The following is an 18,165-nucleotide window of genomic DNA, read 5'->3' on the forward strand; positions in this document are numbered from 1 at the left end:
ACACAGGAGCAATGCGTGGTAGGAACCCGGATCGAGACGGCACCGGCCCAGAGCCCCGGCTGGCGCGGCGGTGCGGGGCCGCTCGCCATCCTGCCGCGCGTGCTGTTCCGCGACGAACGGCCGTGGCTGGCGATCCTGGTCGGCTGGCTCCTGACGATCGCGGGCAGCACGCTGATCGGCTGGATCGTCGCCCGTATCGCGCCCGACAATAGCGGTCCCGACTTCGGCGACGTCTCGGGGGCCACCAAGCTGTTCCTGATCGCGCTATTCAGCCCAGTGGTGGAGACGCTGATCATGGCGGGCGTCCTCAGCCTGCTGCTCCGCTTCCTGCGGCCGTGGCACGCCGTCGTCGCCAGCGCCTTGCTATGGGGCATCGCGCACAGCCTGTCCTCGCCCTGGTGGGGCGTGGTGATCTGGTGGCCGTTCCTGATCTTCTCGACCCTCTACGTCACCTGGCGTCCCCACGGCGCCTGGCGCGCAATGGGCATCGTCGCCCTGGTACATATCCTCCAGAACCTGTTCCCAGCGCTTCTGATCGTTATAGGAAAGTAAACATGACGTACCGTCGCCGCTGGTGATGGGCCGCAAACTCGCATAGGATCGTTTAAACCCTTGCGAGCAATGACATGTCCTCCTTCTCGGCCACCTATCAGAGCGACGGCTATGTCGCTTTACCTGCCCTTTTTCCGCCAGAGGTGCTGCTCGCCTTTTACCGTATGATGCAGGGCGATCTTCAGGCTGCCGGACGCCCCCTGCAAAGCTTTAGCGCTCGCGGGCCCTTGCTCCGCCAGCCGGCGATTGAGGTCTATGCATTCCAATATACGCCGATGCTGACGTTCCTGTGGGGACTGACCCCGCGCGTTGCGGAGGTGGTAGGCCGGCCATTGCTGCCGACCTACGCCTACTTCCGAGCCTATCAGCAGGGCGACGTGTGCCGCATCCATTCCGATCGTCAGGCCTGCGAGCACAGCCTGTCGCTCACTATCGCCTATGGGGACGACCGCCCTTGGGCATTGTCCGTTGCGACCGAACGGACAGAGGTGCCGCAACCCATCGTCGCCGACAACTTCGGCGACCAATCCTATGGATCAGTGGCTATGCAGCCGGGGGACGGGGTTCTGTACCAAGGCACGCACCATCGCCATGGTCGGCTCGACCCCAATCCGAACAGTTGGTCGGCACATCTGTTTCTGCACTGGGTAGAACGGGACGGACGCTATCGAGATCAGGCGTTCGACCGGCCGGCGCAAGAGCGGGCGGCGCAGGCCCGTTGAGACGTCCCCGGCGGCGTGTCGTCGCCGCCGGTCGTGTTCTGGGTGTCAGGCTTTGCCGATCTGGTCGGTCTGTGCCCCGCTGTCGGGGCGGGCGGGGCCGAGGCGGGGTTCTTCGCCCAGGGGTTCGTTGCGGAAGACGGTGAATTCGCCCTTGCCGTCGACGGACGGGCCACTGGTCCAGCGCCCTTCCGGCACGGCGCCGTCGAGCGACGTGACGTAGTAATTGTAGTTGTTCTGCTGGTCCTCCTGCGCCTGCGGGAAGCTGTTGGGGATGGGCATCTGCGCGGTCACGCCGCCGAGCTCTTCGACCACAGCCATCCACTGGTTCTGATGCATCGTGTCGCGCGCGATCATGTAATGGAGCATCTTCTTCATGCCTTCGTCGTGCGCGGCGTTGAAGAGGCGTACGGCAAGCACGCGGCCCGTGCTCTCGGCGGCGACATTGGCGAACATGTCGGCGGCGATGTTGCCGCTGGCATAGATATGACTCATGTCGAACGGCACGCCGTCGGAATCGATCGGCATCGCGGCAAGGCCGCTCGACAGCAGATTCTTGTGGATCATGCCTTCGATGACGTGGCGCGGGCGTTCGCCCCCCATCACGGCGCCGACGATACCGTCCGCGGCGCCTTCCTCCTGTAGCGAGGCAGGCGCCTTGTCGAGGTTGAGGGCGACGGCGGTGGCCAGCATCTCGATATGGCCGATCTCTTCCGTCGCCGTGTTGAGCAGCATGTCGCGATAGCGCGGGTCGGGCGAGCGGTTGCCCCAGGCCTGGAAGAAATATTGCATGCAGACGCGGATCTCGCCCTCCACGCCGCCGATCGCCTGTTGCAGCATACGCGCGAACTGGGGATCGGGCGCATCGACGGTGACGGGATATTGCAGGCGCTTGTCGTGGTAATACATGGCGGGCGTCTCCGCTGACGGTGGAATACGATCGCCGGCGATGTGCCGACACCATGCCAACCGTCGGGCGCGCCCGAGGTTTATTGCGCACGGATAACAAAGGCCAATAATCGTAATAACTTAGATTGGTTGTCGACCGGGCCGATCCGGACGAGGCGCTCGTCATGGGGAGCTTTCCCGACGCTGGAGCATTGGCTTTGCGTAACGAACCGGGAGGCGATGACAGACGTGGCAGGGGCAACGAACGACAGCACGGTGCCGCAGGGTGCCAAGGGGTGGCTGGGATTGCCCCTGTGGTCGCTGGCGTTTCCGATCGCGGGCGTGCCGGCGGTACTCGTATCGCTCTATGCCATGGGGACAATCGGGCTGATCGCCGCGGCGGTAACCCTGATCGGGGCGGTCGTGTCTGCGGTGCATCAGGCCGAAGTCGTCGCGCATCGCGTCGGCGAGCCCTTCGGCACGTTGGTGCTGGCGGTCGCGGTGACGGTGATCGAGGTATCGCTGATCGTATCGCTGATGGTGTCGGGATCGGGCGACGTTTCGGCGCTGGCGCGCGACACGGTGTTCGCCGCGATCATGATCATCCTGACCTTCATCATCGGGCTGTGCCTGCTGACCGGCGGGGTGATGCACGGCGAGCAACGCTTTACGCTGCGCGGGATCAGCGCCGCGCTGGCGACGCTCGCTGCGCTGACCGTCCTCTCGCTGATCCTGCCCAATTACACCACCAGTGCGGCGGGGCCGACCTATGCGCCGTCGCAGCTGATCTTCGTCGCGGTGGTCAGCCTCGTCCTCTACGGCACGTTCGTGTTGGTGCAGACGGTGCGGCACCGCGACTATTTCCTGCCCGCCGGGGATATCGAGCCGGAGGCGCATGTCGCGCCGCCCGGCGACAAGACCGCATGGGCGGCGTTCGGCGTCCTGCTCGTCGCGCTGGTGGTTGTCGTGTTGCTCGCCAAGGGGCTGTCGGCGAAGATCGAGCAGGCGGTGCTCGCAGCGGGGCTGCCGCTCGCCGTGGTCGGCGTGATGATTGCGGGACTGGTGTTGGCGCCCGAGAGCCTCGCGGCGTTCAATGCGGCGCGGCGCGACCGGTTGCAGACCAGCCTGAATCTCGCGCTGGGATCGGCGCTGGCGACGATCGGCCTGACCATTCCGGCGGTCGCGATCGTCAGCTTGGTGTTGGGATTGCCGCTGGCGCTCGGCATCGGCGCCAAAGCGATGACGCTGCTGGCGCTGTCGCTGTTCGTGACGACGATCTCGCTGGGGACAGGGCGGACGACGATCTTGCAGGGGGTCGTCCACCTCGTCATCTTCGCCGCCTATCTGTTCACGACGGTGGTGCCCTGACGTCATGCGGCTTGCGACGGGACGCGATGGGAATGCGGTTGCCGGCATGCTGGCGCGCGCCTTTCAGGACGATCCGGCGTTCGGATATATCTTCCCCGATCCGGCGACGCGGGCGCGGCAGCTGCCGCGGCTGTTCAAGCTGCTGTACGACAGCGACGGTACCGCTGGGATGCGTCTGGTGAGCGAGGGTGGCGAGGCGGCGACGCTGTGGCGCGGGCCGGGGCGGGCCGCCATGGGGTGGGGCGAAATCGTCCGCCACCTGATACCATTCGCGGGCGCCCTGGGGACGGCCATCCCGCGCGCGCTGCAGGTCAGCGGTGCAGTGGAGGCGCATATGCCGCAGGGCGACTTCTGGTATCTGCACATCGCCGGATGCGATCCCGCGGCGCAGGGCAGGGGCTTTGGTCGACGCGCGCTGCTGGCCGGGTTGGAGCGGGCGGCGGGGCGAACGCCCTGCTATCTGGAAACCGCGACCGAACGGAATCTGGGCTTCTACGCCACTGTGGGGTTTGCGGTGACCGACGAATGGCGGGTCGGACGCAACGGTCCGCGCTTCTGGTCGATGCTGCGGCCTGCCGATCGGCGGTGACGGGGCGGAGCAAGCGTCTGGCTTGCCCCGCCCGAGACCTTTGCCGTTACAGCAGCTCCACCGCCATCGCCGTCGCTTCGCCACCGCCGATGCACAGCGATGCGAGGCCGCGCTTTTGGCCCGTCGTCTCCAGCGCCGACAGCAATGTCGCGAGAATGCGCGCGCCGCTCGCGCCGATCGGGTGGCCCAGCGCGCAGGCGCCGCCATGGATGTTGAGCCGCTCGGGGTCGATGCCGAGATCGTGGATCGCGATCATCGAGACGGCGGCGAACGCCTCGTTCACCTCGAACAGGTCGATGTCGTCGCGGCCCCAGCCGGCGCGCTCCATCGCCTTGCGCATCGCGAAGACGGGGGCGGTGGTGAACAGGGCAGGCGCATGCGCGTGCGCGGCATGGGAGACGATGCGCGCGATCGGGTTCAGCCCCAGTCGCTCGGCGACGCTGGCGCGGGTCAGCACCAGCGCGGCGGCGCCGTCCGAGATCGACGAGGCGTTGGCCGCAGTGATCGTGCCGTCGCGCGAAAAGGCGGGCTTCAACGTCGGGATCTTGGCGATGTCGCCCTTGGCGGGCTGTTCGTCGAGCGCGACGGTGGTCGAGCCCTTGCGCCCCTTCACCTCGACGGGGACGATCTCGCGATCGAACGCGCCAGAGGTCTGCGCCGCCTGCGCGCGGGTGAGCGAGCGGATCGCATAATCGTCCATGGCGGCACGCGTGAACTGATAATTGGCCGCGGTATCTTCGGCGAAATTGCCCATCAGCTTGCCGGGTTCGTACGCGTCCTCAAGGCCGTCGAGATACATGTGATCGAGCAGGCGATCATGGCCGATGCGCGCGCCGTTGCGATGGGCCTTGGACAGATAGGGAGCGTTGGTCATGCTCTCCATGCCACCCGCGACGAGCATGTCGACCGATCCGGCGGCCAGCGCTTCGGCGCCCATGATCGCGGTCTGCATACCCGAACCGCACATCTTGTTGACCGTCGTCGCTTCGACATGCGTGCCGAGGCCCGCGCCGATCGCCGCCTGTCGTGCGGGAGCCTGGCCGAGGCCGGCGGGCAGGACGCAACCCATATAGATGCGCTCGATCGCCTCGGGCGATGCGCCTGCGCGCTCGACGGCGGCCTTTACCGCGGCCGCGCCCAGCTCCGTGGCGGTGGCACCCGACAGCGCGCCCTGGAACGAACCCATCGGCGTACGGGCGTAGCCGAGGATGACGACGGGATCGGTGGACATAGGCTCTCCTGCATTTCTACTTGGCAGGTGATCTAGAGGGTGGGAAGACCAGGGGCAATGATCGCCGCACGGATACAAACACCGCCCGGCGCTTTGTGGCGGGGTGGAAGAATTTATCGAGCCTTTACGGTGGTTTGCGTCGATCAGCGGGATGATCGCTGCGGCCGTCGTGGCCCTCGACTGGGGGCGGCGCGACACCGGCTGGGCGATGGCGCTGTTCTGCCTGTCGGCGATCGCGTGGATCACCGGTGCGGTGCTGATGCGCGACTGGGCGCTGGGATCGCAGAATGTCGTGCTGCTCGGCATCGATCTGCTCGGGGTCTACCGCTACCTCATTCGCAGTCCGGAGCCCGCGGAGGAGTGACGTGACTGCGGCCCTTTGGCCACTGGGGCTGGGTATTCTCGGCGCGATCCTGGGCAGTTTCATCGCGGCGCTCGCGATCCGCTGGCCGGAGGGGCGCTCGGTGATGCGGGGGCGATCCGCATGCGACTCCTGCGGGGCGACGCTGACCCCGCGCGAGCTAATACCGGTGATGAGCTATGTCCTGCAGCGGGGCCGCTGCCGGCGGTGCGGGGCGCGGATCGATCCCTGGCATCCGGGCGTGGAGCTGGCGGGAGTGGCGATCGGCGTGCTGGCGGGGTTCTCAGCGCCGGGGTGGGACGGCGTGGCCGGCGCGGTGTTCGGCTGGTTGCTGCTGGCGCTCGCGGCGCTCGACGTGCGCGCCTTCTGGTTGCCCGATCGGCTGACCGGTCTGCTCGCCCTAACGGGTCTTGCCGCTGGTTTGGCGGGCGTTGCGCCGGCGCTGGACGATCGGCTGATCGGCGGCATTGCCGGCTATGGTTCGCTTGTCGCGATCGCCTGGGGCTATCGCCGCTGGCGGGGACGCGACGGGATGGGCGGCGGCGATCCGAAGCTGATGGGCGCGATCGGCCTGTGGCTTGGCTGGCGCATGTTGCCGGCGGTGCTGGTGATCGCGAGCCTGATCGGCCTGGGTGTCGCACTATTTGCCCGCGCAAGAGGCGCGAAGGTCACGGCGGATATGCCGCTGCCGTTCGGCGCTCTGCTCGCTATCGCGGCTTACGCAGCGTGGCTCGCCATGATAGCATTTGCGGCATGATGATCGCATCGTTGCTTGCCCTCGCACTACAGGCGGCCGCGCCGGCCGTTCCGCCCGTCGTTTCAACGGCGTCGCCATTGTTGGGGCCGATCGGCCAGCAGGCGCTGCCGGCCAAGGGCTGCGCGGCCTATCTGTGGAGCACCGCCGATCGCCAACTGGTCGCCATGGCGAGCGTGGACCGTGCGACGCTGCGGGTGTCGGTGGGGGGCAAGACGCTGGATCTGGCACGCAGCGCGGTCAGCGGTACGGCGCCGCTGGGGTTTGCGGCGAGCACCGAATATCGGGGCGAGGGCATGAGCGCGCGGCTGACGATGGACGTGGTACAGCAGGAGGGGCTGACCGCGGGCGCGCGCGTGCCGAGCGGTGCGTTGCAGATCGATCGCCCCGGCGCCGACGGCGTCGTGGTGCCGGTCGCAGGCCTGATCGGATGCGCGGCATGACGCTGACGGACATCCTCGCGGCGCAGCGCAGCGCCTTTACCGCGGAGCTGCCGGTCGATGCCGCAACCCGCAAGGACCGCCTGCGCCGTGCGGCCGCGATGATCCGCGACCATGGCGACCAATTCTGCTCGGCGATGAGCGAGGATTTCGGCCATCGCAGCCCCTACCAGTCGATGGTCACCGACATCGCCGGCTCGATCGCGCCGATCGCCAATGCGCTGAAGCACGTCGATCGCTGGATGCGCCGCGAAAAGCGCAAGCTGGAATTCCCGCTGGGCCTGTTGGGCGCGCGGGGCTGGATCGAATATCAGCCCAAGGGCGTGGTCGGCGTCATCGCGCCATGGAATTTCCCGGTCAATCTGGTGATGGGACCGATCGCGGGTGCCTTTGCCGCGGGCAATCGGGTGATGGTGAAGACCAGCGAGTTCACACCCGCAACCGGGGCGTTGTTCGAAGAGGTGGCGCCGCACTATTTCGCGACCGACGAGCTGGCGTTCGTCAGCGGTGACGCCGATGTCGGCCGGGCCTTCGCCGCGCTGCCGTTCGATCACCTGCTGTTCACCGGCGCGACGGGGATCGGCCGCCACATCCTGCATGCCGCTGCCGACAATCTGACGCCGGTGACGCTGGAACTGGGCGGCAAGAGCCCGGCGATCATCGGCAAGGGCGCCGACCTGCCCCGCGCCACCGAGCGGATCGCGATGGGCAAGATGCTGAACGCAGGGCAAATCTGCCTCGCGCCCGATTATGTGCTGGTACCGGAGGCACAGGAGCAGGCGGTCGTCGACGGCCTGACCCGCGCCGCGGGTACGCTCTATCCGACCCTGCTCGACAATCCCGACTATACCGCCATCATCAACGACCGGCATCACCAGCGCCTGACCGACTGGATCGAGGATGCCCGCGCCAAGGGTGCGCGGGTCGAAGTGGTCAATCCGGCGAACGAGGCCATCGCGGCCGCCAACGGGCGTAAGATGCCGCTGCATATCGTTCGGGACGTCACCGACGACATGATCCTGATGCAGGAGGAGATTTTCGGCCCGGTGCTGCCGATTGTCCGGTACGACGGGATCGACGCCGCGATCGACCGGATCAATCGTGGGGGACGGCCGCTGGGTCTGTATCATTTCGGCGGGGACGCCGCCGAACAGCGGCACGTGCTAGACCGGACGATCTCGGGCGGCGTGACGCTGAACGACGTGGTCTTTCACGTGTCGATGGAGGATCTGCCGTTCGGCGGTGTCGGCCCGTCGGGCATGGGCAGCTACCACGGCATCCACGGTTTCCGCACCTTCAGCCACGCCAAGGCGGTGTTGCGGCAGCCGCGGATCGACGTCGCCAAGCTCGCCGGGATCAAGCCGCCGTATGGCAAGGCGATCCCCGCCGCGCTCAAGCGGCAGATGCAGGTCTGACGTCGTTACCGGCGGCCTGTCGAGATAAGTCTGGTTCGCTGCCGGAAACAGCGACGGGCCGGGCAACCAAAATCGGCTTTCGGCGTTGTCCAAGACCTTGGGGGTGCATTCGAACGCGAACGCTCTCGAAAAGGGGGGCGTTAGCGCGTGCGAGTACTGACCGGACGACATTATTGGCTGGCCGTCGCGCTGCTCGCCGCGACGCCCGCATCCGCACAGTTCAATCAGCAGCAGGGCACGGCGCCCGCTCGGGGGCCTGACGCGCCAAAGGCCAAGGATCAGGCGATCCCGACGACCGCAGACGATCCTGCGGTGGATACCGGGCCGATCATTCCCGATTCGGCGTTCGACGCCGCCTTGCCGACGCTGAGCGGCGACATCAACGCGCCGCTGGAACCCATGCCGAAGGATGCCGCCAAGACGTCTGGATCGGTACAGGTTCAGCCCGTCGGGCAGGCGGGCGCCGGTCAAGCCGATACGACGCTGCCCCCTGCCGCGGCGGAAAATCCCGAACTGGCGCAGCCGCTGATCCCGCTGACGCAATTCGATACGACGCCGCTGCAAACCGCTGCCGACGTCAAGAGTGCGAACGCACCCGAAATCCGATACGACACGGTGCTGACCGGCTTGCAGAAACTGGGGCTGGAGGACGAATTCAAGTCGTTGTCCGCCTTGCAGGAAGGCAAGGGCAAGGCGGCGAATGCGACACAGGTCGCAGCCCGGGCGCGCGAGGACGAGGGGCTGGCGGTGCGACTGATGAAGTCGCTCGGCTATTATGACGGCACCGCGATTTCGCTGATCGAGGCGGAGCCCGGCACGGACGGCAAGCCTTCCGGCCGCTTGCGCGCGACCGTCACGGCCACCCCGGGGCGGCTGTATCGCCTGTCGTCAATCAAGGTCGAAGCCCAGCCGGTCATCCCGGCCGACCTCATCACGCACAATTTACCGCTGAAGGTCGGCGATCCGATCGAGGCTGCGCGCATCCAGGCGGCGGAGGCGAACGTCAGCCTCGTCCTGCCGCAGCAGGGCTACCCCTTCGTCAAGGTCGGCGACCGCGACATCCTGCTCGATGATCAGTCGGACAAGGCGACCGGCGCCTATACGCTGCCGGTCGATACCGGCCCGCGCGCGCGCTTCGGGCAGTTGGTGACCACCGGGGATCCGGTGTTCGGTCTCGACCACCTCAACGTCTTCCCGCGCTTCAAGAGCGGCGACCTGTACGACAGCCGCAAGACCGACGATCTGCGCGACGCGTTGGTCGCGACGGGGCTGTTTTCCAGCCTGTCGGTGCAGCCGGAAAAGACCGGGCGCGTCAACGCCGACGGCACCGAGGCGGTCGACCTGCTCGTCCGGCAGACCGAAGGGCCGGCACGTAGCCTGGCGGGCAGCGCGGGCTATTCGACAGGGCAGGGCTTCAAAGCCGAGGGCAGCTGGACCCACCGCAACCTGTTCCCGCCCGAGGGCGCAGTGATCGGGACGATCGTCGCCGGTACACAGGAACAGGGTCTGTCGGCGACCTTCCGTCGCTCGAATGCGGGCAAGCGCGACAAGACTTTCCTTGCCTTCGCCAGCGCCAACCACAATAATTACGACGCGTTCGAGGCCTATACCGCGACCATCTCCGGCCGCTGGAGCTATGTGTCGACACCGATCTGGCAGAAGCGCTTCACCTATTATTACGGCGGCGAGCTGGTCGCGACCAACGAGAGCGTCTTCGACTTCGCCCGCGGTGACCGGGTGCGGCGCAACTATGGCATCTTCGCGCTGCCGGCGCAGGTCGAATGGGACACGTCGAACAGCCTGCTCAATCCGACCCGCGGCTATCGCCTGCGCCTGAACCTCAGCCCCGAAGGTGCAGTGAGCGACGGCGTGCGCCCGTACGTCCGCACGATGATCGAGGGGACCTTCTATTATCCCGTGTCGAACAGCCTGGTGATCGCCGGGCGCGCGAAGGCAGGATCGATCCAGGGCATCGATCGCGATGCGCTGGCGCCATCGCGCCGCTATTATGGCGGCGGCGGCGGGTCGGTGCGCGGCTATGGATACCAACGGCTCGGGCCACTCGATCCGCAGGGCAATCCGGTCGGCGGACGTTCGCTCAACGAATTTTCGATCGAGGCGCGCTATCGCTTCGGCAATTTCGGGATCGTGCCGTTCCTCGACGCCGGTAACAGCTATGAATCGAGCCTGCCGAAGGGCACCGACCTGAAGTTCGGCGCGGGTATCGGCGGCCGCTTCTACACCAATTTCGGGCCGATGCGCATCGACGTCGCAACGCCGCTCAACCGGCGACCGGGCGATGGCCGCGTCGCGCTCTACATCTCGATCGGGCAGGCATACTGATGAGCGACGACACGCCCGTGCCTGCCACCGAACCTGCCGTCGCCGAACCCGCCGTGATCGCGCCTGCGCAGCGCCCGCTGTGGCAGCGCATCCTGAAGTGGCTGCTGGTCGCGATCCTCGCGCTCGTCGTGCTGGTCGGCGTCGTGGTGCTGGGGATCAATACCGATCCCGGCCGCCGCTTCGTCGCCAACCGCATCGGCGGTTATACGACGGCGTCGGGCCTCAACATCAAGGTCGGGCGGATCGACGGGTCGCTCTACGGCAAGATGGTGCTGAGCGACGTACGCGTCGCCGATCCCAAGGGCGTATTCCTTACAAGCCCGCGGCTCGACGTCGACTGGCGGCCGTTCGCCTTCGCCAGCAACCATGTCGATGTACGGGGGCTGTCGACCGATCTCGTCACGCTCGCGCGCCGGCCGGAGCTGAAGGCGACGCCGAGCGATCCGAACGCACCGCTGCTGCCCGACCTCGATATCGACGTGAACCGGCTGCACATCGGTCGGCTGGTGCTGGCAAAGCCGGTGACGGGCGAGACGCATGTGCTGCGTATCGATGGCGCCGTGCATATCGCCGATCGTCGCGCGCAGCTGGTTGCGGATGCCGCGGCGTTGCGCGGGCCGGGCATCGCCGGTGGCGACCGACTGCGGTTGACGCTGAATGCGGTCCCCGATCGCAACATGCTCGACGTGAACGCCAAGCTGTCGGCGCCGGTCGGCGGCGTGGTGGCCACGATGACGTCGCTCAAGGCGCCGCTGACCGCAAGTGTCGACGGGCGCGGGAGCTGGCAGGCGTGGCAAGGCCGCGCGCTGGCGACGTTGGGGCAGGGGCAACTCGCCAACGTCGGCATCACCGCCAAGAATGGTCATATCGAGCTGCGCGGCTTTGCCACCCCGGGCCTGTACCTGACAGGTCCGGTCGAGCGGCTGACCGCGCCCCGGCTAGACCTGGCGATCGACACGACGCTGAACGACCGCAAGGCGGATACGCGGATGACGCTGAAGTCCGACGCGCTGGCGGTGGATGCTGGCGGCCTGCTCGATCTGGCCAATAGCCGCTTCGGCAATTTTGCGGTCAACGCGCGGCTGCTGACACCCGGCGCGATCGCGCCCAACCTGCGCGGCCGTGACGTGATGGCGCGGCTGGTGCTGGACGGTGCCTTCGCGACGCCGACGGTGGATTACAAGGTCAGCGCGGCAGCGCTGGGCTTCGGCACGACGACGGTCGAGACCGTCTATGCCGAGGGGCTGGCGCGGGTGAATGCTGATCGCATTCTGGTGCCCGTGAATGCGCGCGCGCGCCGCGTCACCGGTCTGAATGCGGCCGTGGGTGGCCTGACGAACAACGTGCGGATCAATGGCGATTTCGCCATTTCGATGCCCAATATCCTGTCGGACAATCTGCGCATCCGCTCCGACAATATCGACGCGACCGCAGTGGTCGTCGCGAACGTGCAGACGGGCCGCTACACCGGCGCGCTGAAGGGGCGGGTCAACAATTACCGCGTCGAGAGCATCGGCATCATCGACCTGACCACCGACGCACGCCTTGTGCCCGGTGCGCGCGGCGGGTTCGGCATCACCGGCCGCGTCGTCGCGCAGACCAAACAGCTGTTCAACAGCGGCGTGCGTGATTTCCTGGGCGGCAATGCGATCGTCCGCAGCGATATCGGCTATAGCCCCGAAGGCATCGTCACCTTCCGCAACTTGCGGATGAATGCGCCACAGTTCCGCATCACGCGCGGTGAGGGACGGTTCGATCCTGGTACGGGGGCCGTCGCAGTCAATGCCGATGCCTATTCGGCGCAATATGGCCCCGTCACGGCGCGCGTCACCGGCACAGCTGACGCCCCCATCGTCGTATTGCACGCGGCGCGGCCGGGGCTGGGCGTCGGATTGGTGAATGTCGATGCGCGGATCGTCGGGCGGGGCGGCGCCTATGCCGTCACCGCGAAGGGCGGCACCGATTATGGCCCCTTTACCGCCGATGTGCTCGTGCGGCCCAGCCCGCGGCTGACGGTGGACGTCAACCGCCTCGTCTTTGCCGGGATCGTCGGACAGGGCCGGATCGCCGCCACCCCGGCGGGCCCATTCGCTGGCGCGCTGCAGTTCGCGGGACGCGGCATCACCGGCAATGTGCGTCTGGCCGATCAGGGCGGCTATCAGCGCGCCGATGTCGCCGCGCGCGCGTTCAACGCCACCATCCCCGGCCAATCCGACTTCACGATCGGTCGCGCGATCGTCAACGCCAGCGTCGTGATGGTCCCCAAGGCACCGCAGGTGGTTGCCGACGTGCAGGTGGGCGATACGCGCTACAATGCCTTCGTCATCCAGGCGATGCGCGCCAAGGTGAACTATGCGGGCGGTCGCGGCACTGCGCAGGCGGTGCTCAACGGATCGAGCGGCGTGCCGCTGCGTCTGGCGATCAACGCACGCCTGTCGCCCGACGCCTATCTGGTCGCGGCACAGGGGCAGGCGAACGGCATCCCGTTCCGCACCGGCACGCCGGCACGGATCACCGCAGCGCGTGGCGTCTATACGCTGGCCCCGACGCGGATCGATTTCGGCCAGGGCACCAATGCCGGTGCGGCGCGCCTGGCGGGATCGTTCGGCGGCGGCGTCACCGCGGCACAGGCGCGGCTCGACTCGCTCAACCTGTCGATCCTGTCGGCGTTCGTGCCGAACCTCGGCGTATCGGGCGCCGTCACTGGCAGCCTCGACTATCGTCAGCAGGGGCAAGCGATCCCGGCGGCCGACGCGCGCCTGACGATCGCCAATTTCCAGCGCACCGGCCTGTCGGCCGTGTCCGAACCGGTCGACGTGCAGGTCATCGGCAAGCTGCTGCCTGATGGTGGCGAGATGCGCGCGCTCGTGAAGCGGGGGCCGATGGCCATCGGTCGCCTGCTCGCGACGCTGCGGCCGCTGCCGCCCGGCGCCGGGTCGTGGACGACGCGGCTGATGCAGGCGCCGCTCGGTGGCGGCATCCGCTACAACGGTCCATCGGCGGTGCTGTTCAGCCTTGCCGCGCTGCCCAACCAGCAGCTCTCCGGACCGATCGCGGTTGCCGCGGACTTTTCCGGTCGCGTCTCGGCGCCGCAACTCAACGGCCTGATCCGTGCCGACAATCTCACCTACGATAACGAGACCTTCGGCACGCGCCTGTCGCAAATGAAGATCGCTGCCCGCTTCAACAACGATCGCCTCGAGCTCACCGGCCTTACCGCACGGGCGGGCAGCGGCACGGTGCAGGCCCAGGGCACGATCGGCCTGGCGGCGGATGCCGGCTTCCCGGTCGACGTACGCGCGCGGCTGGACAATGCTCAGCTCGCGAAGAGCGATGCGGTGGCGGCGACCTCGTCGGGCACGATCCGCTTCACGCATGGTCGTGACGGCGGGCTGTTGCAGGGCAACCTCACCATCCCAGAGGCGCGCTACCAGATCATCCGTCAGGGCGCGGCCGAAGTGCCCGAACTGACGGGCGTGCGGCGCAAGAGCCAGATCGTCACGCCGCGGCCCACCGACCGACCGACGCCGGCACCGGTCAGCACGATCCGCCTCGACCTCAACGTCAGTGCGCCCAACCAGCTGTTCGTGTCGGGCATGGGCCTTGAATCCGAATGGCAGATGAAGCTGCACGTCGGCGGCACGTCGGCGGCGCCGGTAGTGACCGGTGGGCTTGATCTCGTCCGCGGCACCTATTCGTTCGCGGGCAAGAGGTTCGAGGTCAATCGCGGCACGATCCGCTTCAACGGCGGCGCGCTGAGCGATCCCGACATCAACATCCAGGCGACGACCACGGTCAACGGCATCACCGCGGTGATCCAGATCACCGGCACCGGTCAGCGTCCGCAGATCACCTTCACCTCGACGCCCGCCTTGCCGCAGGACGAGGTGCTGAGCCGCCTGCTGTTCGGCACCAACCCCGAAAATCTGTCGGCGACCGAGGCGATCCAGCTGGCGAGTGCGCTCAATTCGCTGCGTGGCTCGGGCGGCGGGCTCAACCCGCTCGGCAAGCTGCGTTCGGCGACGGGCTTCGACCGGCTGCGCGTGCTCGGCGCCGATCAGGCGACCGGGCGCGGCACCAGCCTGGCGGCGGGCAAATACATCACCGACAACATCTATGTGGAGATCGTCACCGATGCGCGCGGCTATACCGCGACGCAGTTGGAGATCGCGCTGACCCGCACGCTTAGCCTGCTGACCGCGACGGGCTCGCAGGGCGGATCGGACGTCCGCCTGAAATATTCGCGAGACTATTGACGCGACCTAAGGTAGCCTCTCCGCAAATCCGAACAACGGGTATGCGGAGAGAGCGGTGGCCGAGCATTTTGACGTCGTCGTCGTGGGTGCGGGAATTTCCGGGGTAGGGCAGGCGTATCACCTGCAAAAACGCTGCCCCGATCGCAGCTATGTGATCTTGGAGGGGCGGGCTGCGCTGGGGGGTACGTGGGACTTGTTTCGGTATCCCGGTATCCGATCCGACAGCGACATGCACACGTTGGGCTTCGCCTTCCACCCGTGGCGCGCGGCGAAGTCGATCGCCGACGGTCCCTCAATCCGTGCCTATGTCGAGGAAACGGCGCAGACCTATGGCATCGATCGCCACATCCGCTTTCGGCATCACGTGACCGCCGCCGCCTGGTCGACCGCCGACGCGCGCTGGACGGTGGAGGCGACCGGCCCGGACGGCGAGCCGCTGACCTTCACCTGCAATTTCCTGTGCATGTGTTCGGGCTATTACAAATATGCCAACGGCTACACGCCGCATTTCGAAGGCGCGGACAGCTTCGGCGGTCGGATCGTCCACCCACAGCTCTGGCCCGAAGACCTGAGTTACGACGGCAAGCGCGTCGTCGTGATCGGCAGCGGCGCGACGGCGGTGACGCTGGTGCCTGAAATGGCGAAGCGCGCCGGCCACGTCACGATGCTGCAGCGGTCACCCACTTATGTCGTGTCGCGTCCGGCGGAGGATCGCTTCGCCAACTGGCTGCGCGACCGGCTGCCGGCGAAGCTCGCTTACGGCACCACACGCTGGAAGAACGTGCTGACCGGCATGGTCTTTTACCGGATTGCGAAGAAGCGGCCGCAAAAGTTCAAGGAGCGGTTGATCGGCATGGTGCGCGAGCATCTGGGTCCGGACTATGACGTCGATACCCATTTCACGCCGCGCTACAATCCGTGGGACCAACGGCTGTGCCTGGTGCCGGATGCCGACCTGTTCGATGCGATCAAGCGCGGCGATGCATCGGTGGAAACGGGGACGATCGATCGTTTCACGCCGACGGGTATCCGACTGTCATCGGGCAAGGAATTGCCCGCCGACATCATCGTCACCGCGACCGGGCTGGAGCTGCAATTGCTCAGTGGGGTACGCTTCAGCCAGGATGGCATGCCGATCGATCTCAGCAAGGCGCTGCAATACAAGGGCATGATGTTCTCGGACGTGCCGAATCTCGCCTATACGTTCGGCTATACCAATGCCTCGTGGACGCTGAAGGCGGATCTGGTCGCGACCTATGTCTGTCGCCTGCTCAACACGATGACAAAGCGCGGGGTGCGCCAGGCGACGCCGCATACCGACGATACGACGATGACGACCGAACCGTTCGTCGACTTCAGCTCGGGCTATATCCAGCGCGCCGAGCGCGACCTGCCCAAGCAGGGCTCGCGCAAGCCGTGGAAGCTCAACCAGAATTATGCGCTGGACGTCCTGGCGCTGCGCTTCGGGTCGGTGGACGACGATATGGTGTTCAGCAATCCGGCGCGTGGGCGCAGGGGGACCGACAGCATCGCGGCCTGAGCGCGGTGCGCTGACCTGCGTTGGGCCATGCTGATGGGATGAAGGCGGGCGGCTGGCTTCGGACTATGCGCCGAAGCGGCGATGTCACCCGACACGATCGGGCTCAGTACAACCGATAAAGAAACGCCGGCGCTACACGTGCCGCAACGGATCCGGTTCGGGATGGCTGGCGGCGTAGCCGCCGCCGTCCCGAACCGGTCGTGATTACCAGGGCTTGATGTCGACGGTGATGGCAGCGGCGACGATCGCGAAGAACAGTTCCAACATGCTAATCTCCCTTGTGGTCGCACCGCGAGGATGCCCATTAACCTTAACAGTACATTAAGGATTACTCAATCTGGCATTCAGGGAGTTGCGGGCACGGGGACGATTAACGCTATCTTCAGCGATCTGGCGTAGCCCGGACCCGTCATGACGCGCGCGCCCCGCACGAAAAACGAGCAAAATCCGAAGGATGGAGCGTATAGCTCGCCCTTGCCGACGGCTGTTCCGCAGCGCTTTCACCTGCTGGTCGCCATCGCCAACTTCGCCGATCTGCGCCGCCGGGTCGGCTGCGCGCGCGCGGAAGGGATCGCATCGATCGCGGCGGCCCGAATCAGTCGGTTGCTGCCCGATGCCACGGTCGCGGTGCTTGGCCGCGACCAACTGGCCTGCACGTTCCTCGACGACGATCCCGCGGCGATCGATATGCGGACCGCCGCCATTGCTGCCGGGTTTCGCGAACCGTTCCTGATCGGCGATGCGAGCGTCTTGTTCTCGCTCGATTTCGGTGCGGCCTCCGCGCCCGCGTCGAACGTCGACGAAGTGGCGCTGGTCGAAGCGGCCGAAGCGGCGCTGGCCCGCACCCGTCTGTCGCGTGACCTCGCCCCATCCGCCTTGCCCGCGGAGCTGATCGCGCTGGGCGACGAATTCAAACGGGCGATCGCCTGCGACGAGCTGATCCTCCACTATCAGCCCAAGGTGCACGTCCGGCGGCAGGAGATCACCAGCGCCGAGGCGTTGGTTCGCTGGCGCCATCCGACCCGCGGGCTGGTGATGCCCAACGATTTCATCGCAGCGGCGGAACAGTGCAATCTTATCGGCGCGATGACGCTATGGACGATCCGCCGCGCCATCGCCGATCAGCGCGACCTCGTATCGCGCGGCCACGACCTGCGGTTGTTCATCAACATCTCGGGCCAGCTGCTGGCCGACGACGCCTTCGTGCGCGAAGCCTGCGTGCTGGTGGGGGACAGCGATGCCCGGCTGGGGTTCGAGATCACCGAAACGTCGGTGATCCGCGACCCTGCCAGCGCGATCGCCAACCTTCAGATCTTTGCCGATTTCGGCATCGTCATCTCGATCGACGATTATGGCGCCGGCCTGTCGTCGCTGGCCTATCTAAAGCAATTGCCCGCCCGCGAGCTGAAGATCGACAAATTGTTCGTGACGCAGCTCACCAGCTCCAACCGCGATCCGCTGATCGTGCGATCCACCATCGACCTGGCCCATGCGCTGGAAATGGAGGTCGTGGCGGAGGGCGTCGAAACGCATGCTGCGCTGGCGCTGCTGACGGTGATGGGGTGCGATATGGTGCAGGGCTTCCTGCTCAGCCGTCCGGTGCCGCTCGACGCACTGGTCCAATATATGGATGACGGGCTTCATCGCCTCGTCCGACCGCAGCCGCTTGCCGCCTTTGGTGGCTTGCAGGTCCAGCGGCGCTGACATGG

Annotated in this window: 14 protein-coding genes; 12 read left to right on the forward strand and 2 right to left on the reverse strand. The window is 66.7% G+C overall.

All coding sequences use genetic code 11. The annotated features are described in order from the left end of the window. Positions 1-15: 15 nt before the first annotated feature. Together ACGVWT_RS12715 and ACGVWT_RS12720 are read left to right on the forward strand one after the other, a co-directional pair. Positions 16-552 (forward strand): hypothetical protein, encoded by a 537-nt coding sequence (locus ACGVWT_RS12715; protein ID WP_315462748.1) that lies wholly within the window; start codon positions 16-18, stop codon positions 550-552. A 74-nt stretch (positions 553-626) separates the two neighbouring features. Next, a complete protein-coding gene (locus tag ACGVWT_RS12720) occupies positions 627-1,274 on the forward strand; it encodes a hypothetical protein (protein ID WP_315462749.1) in 648 nt (215 codons plus the stop codon). A 45-nt stretch (positions 1,275-1,319) separates the two neighbouring features. Here ACGVWT_RS12720 and ACGVWT_RS12725 read toward each other — a convergent pair whose 3' ends face one another. Then, positions 1,320-2,180, reverse strand: coding sequence for a manganese catalase family protein (locus tag ACGVWT_RS12725; RefSeq protein ID WP_315462750.1), 861 nt, complete (start codon positions 2,178-2,180; stop codon positions 1,320-1,322). 219 nt (positions 2,181-2,399) lie between these two features. On the opposite strand from ACGVWT_RS12725, the gene ACGVWT_RS12730 reads away from it, so the two are divergent. Next, on the forward strand, positions 2,400-3,527 hold the full coding sequence (locus tag ACGVWT_RS12730; protein WP_315462751.1) for an ionic transporter y4hA: 1,128 nt from the start codon (positions 2,400-2,402) through the stop codon (positions 3,525-3,527). Between the two features lie 4 nt (positions 3,528-3,531). Continuing rightward, positions 3,532-4,116, forward strand: coding sequence for a GNAT family N-acetyltransferase (locus ACGVWT_RS12735; protein WP_315462752.1), 585 nt, complete (start codon positions 3,532-3,534; stop codon positions 4,114-4,116). Between the two features lie 46 nt (positions 4,117-4,162). Here the strand turns inward: ACGVWT_RS12735 and ACGVWT_RS12740 are convergent, their stop codons facing one another. Then, positions 4,163-5,347 carry an acetyl-CoA C-acyltransferase gene (locus ACGVWT_RS12740; protein WP_315462753.1) on the reverse strand — a complete coding sequence of 395 codons (1,185 nt, stop codon included), beginning with the start codon at positions 5,345-5,347 and terminating at the stop codon, positions 4,163-4,165. Positions 5,348-5,498: 151 nt separating this feature from the next. Between ACGVWT_RS12740 and ACGVWT_RS12745 the strand changes: the two genes are divergently transcribed. The 8 genes from ACGVWT_RS12745 (at position 5,499) to ACGVWT_RS12780 (ending at position 18,160) form a co-directional block, all read left to right on the forward strand. Continuing rightward, the gene (locus tag ACGVWT_RS12745) at positions 5,499-5,711 is read left to right on the forward strand and encodes a hypothetical protein (RefSeq protein WP_315462754.1); all 213 of its coding nucleotides are present in this window, start codon (positions 5,499-5,501) and stop codon (positions 5,709-5,711) included. Position 5,712: 1 nt separating this feature from the next. Next, on the forward strand, positions 5,713-6,465 hold the full coding sequence (locus ACGVWT_RS12750; protein WP_315462755.1) for an A24 family peptidase: 753 nt from the start codon (positions 5,713-5,715) through the stop codon (positions 6,463-6,465). Then, on the forward strand, positions 6,462-6,905 hold the full coding sequence (locus ACGVWT_RS12755) for a hypothetical protein (protein ID WP_315462756.1): 444 nt from the start codon (positions 6,462-6,464) through the stop codon (positions 6,903-6,905). Before ACGVWT_RS12750 ends, ACGVWT_RS12755 begins: the two co-directional genes overlap by 4 nt. After that, on the forward strand, positions 6,902-8,317 hold the full coding sequence (locus ACGVWT_RS12760; RefSeq protein ID WP_315462757.1) for a coniferyl aldehyde dehydrogenase: 1,416 nt from the start codon (positions 6,902-6,904) through the stop codon (positions 8,315-8,317). The genes ACGVWT_RS12755 and ACGVWT_RS12760 overlap by 4 nt, the downstream gene beginning before the upstream one ends. Positions 8,318-8,473: 156 nt before the next feature. Further along, complete coding sequence (locus ACGVWT_RS12765) at positions 8,474-10,660, forward strand: BamA/TamA family outer membrane protein (protein ID WP_315462806.1); 2,187 nt, start codon at positions 8,474-8,476, stop codon at positions 10,658-10,660. Then, positions 10,660-14,916: a translocation/assembly module TamB domain-containing protein gene (locus ACGVWT_RS12770; protein ID WP_315462758.1), complete on the forward strand. Its 4,257-nt coding sequence runs from the start codon at positions 10,660-10,662 to the stop codon at positions 14,914-14,916. The genes ACGVWT_RS12765 and ACGVWT_RS12770 overlap by 1 nt, the downstream gene beginning before the upstream one ends. Positions 14,917-14,971: 55 nt before the next feature. Next, positions 14,972-16,456 carry an NAD(P)/FAD-dependent oxidoreductase gene (locus tag ACGVWT_RS12775; protein ID WP_315462759.1) on the forward strand — a complete coding sequence of 495 codons (1,485 nt, stop codon included), beginning with the start codon at positions 14,972-14,974 and terminating at the stop codon, positions 16,454-16,456. A gap of 474 nt (positions 16,457-16,930) precedes the next feature. Further along, positions 16,931-18,160, forward strand: coding sequence for an EAL domain-containing protein (locus ACGVWT_RS12780; RefSeq protein ID WP_315462760.1), 1,230 nt, complete (start codon positions 16,931-16,933; stop codon positions 18,158-18,160). The last annotated feature ends 5 nt before the right edge of the window (positions 18,161-18,165 follow it).

The sequence above is a fragment of the Sphingomonas sp. S6 genome (genome assembly GCF_043498045.1).
In the GTDB taxonomy this organism is placed as follows: Bacteria; Pseudomonadota; Alphaproteobacteria; order Sphingomonadales; family Sphingomonadaceae; genus Sphingomonas.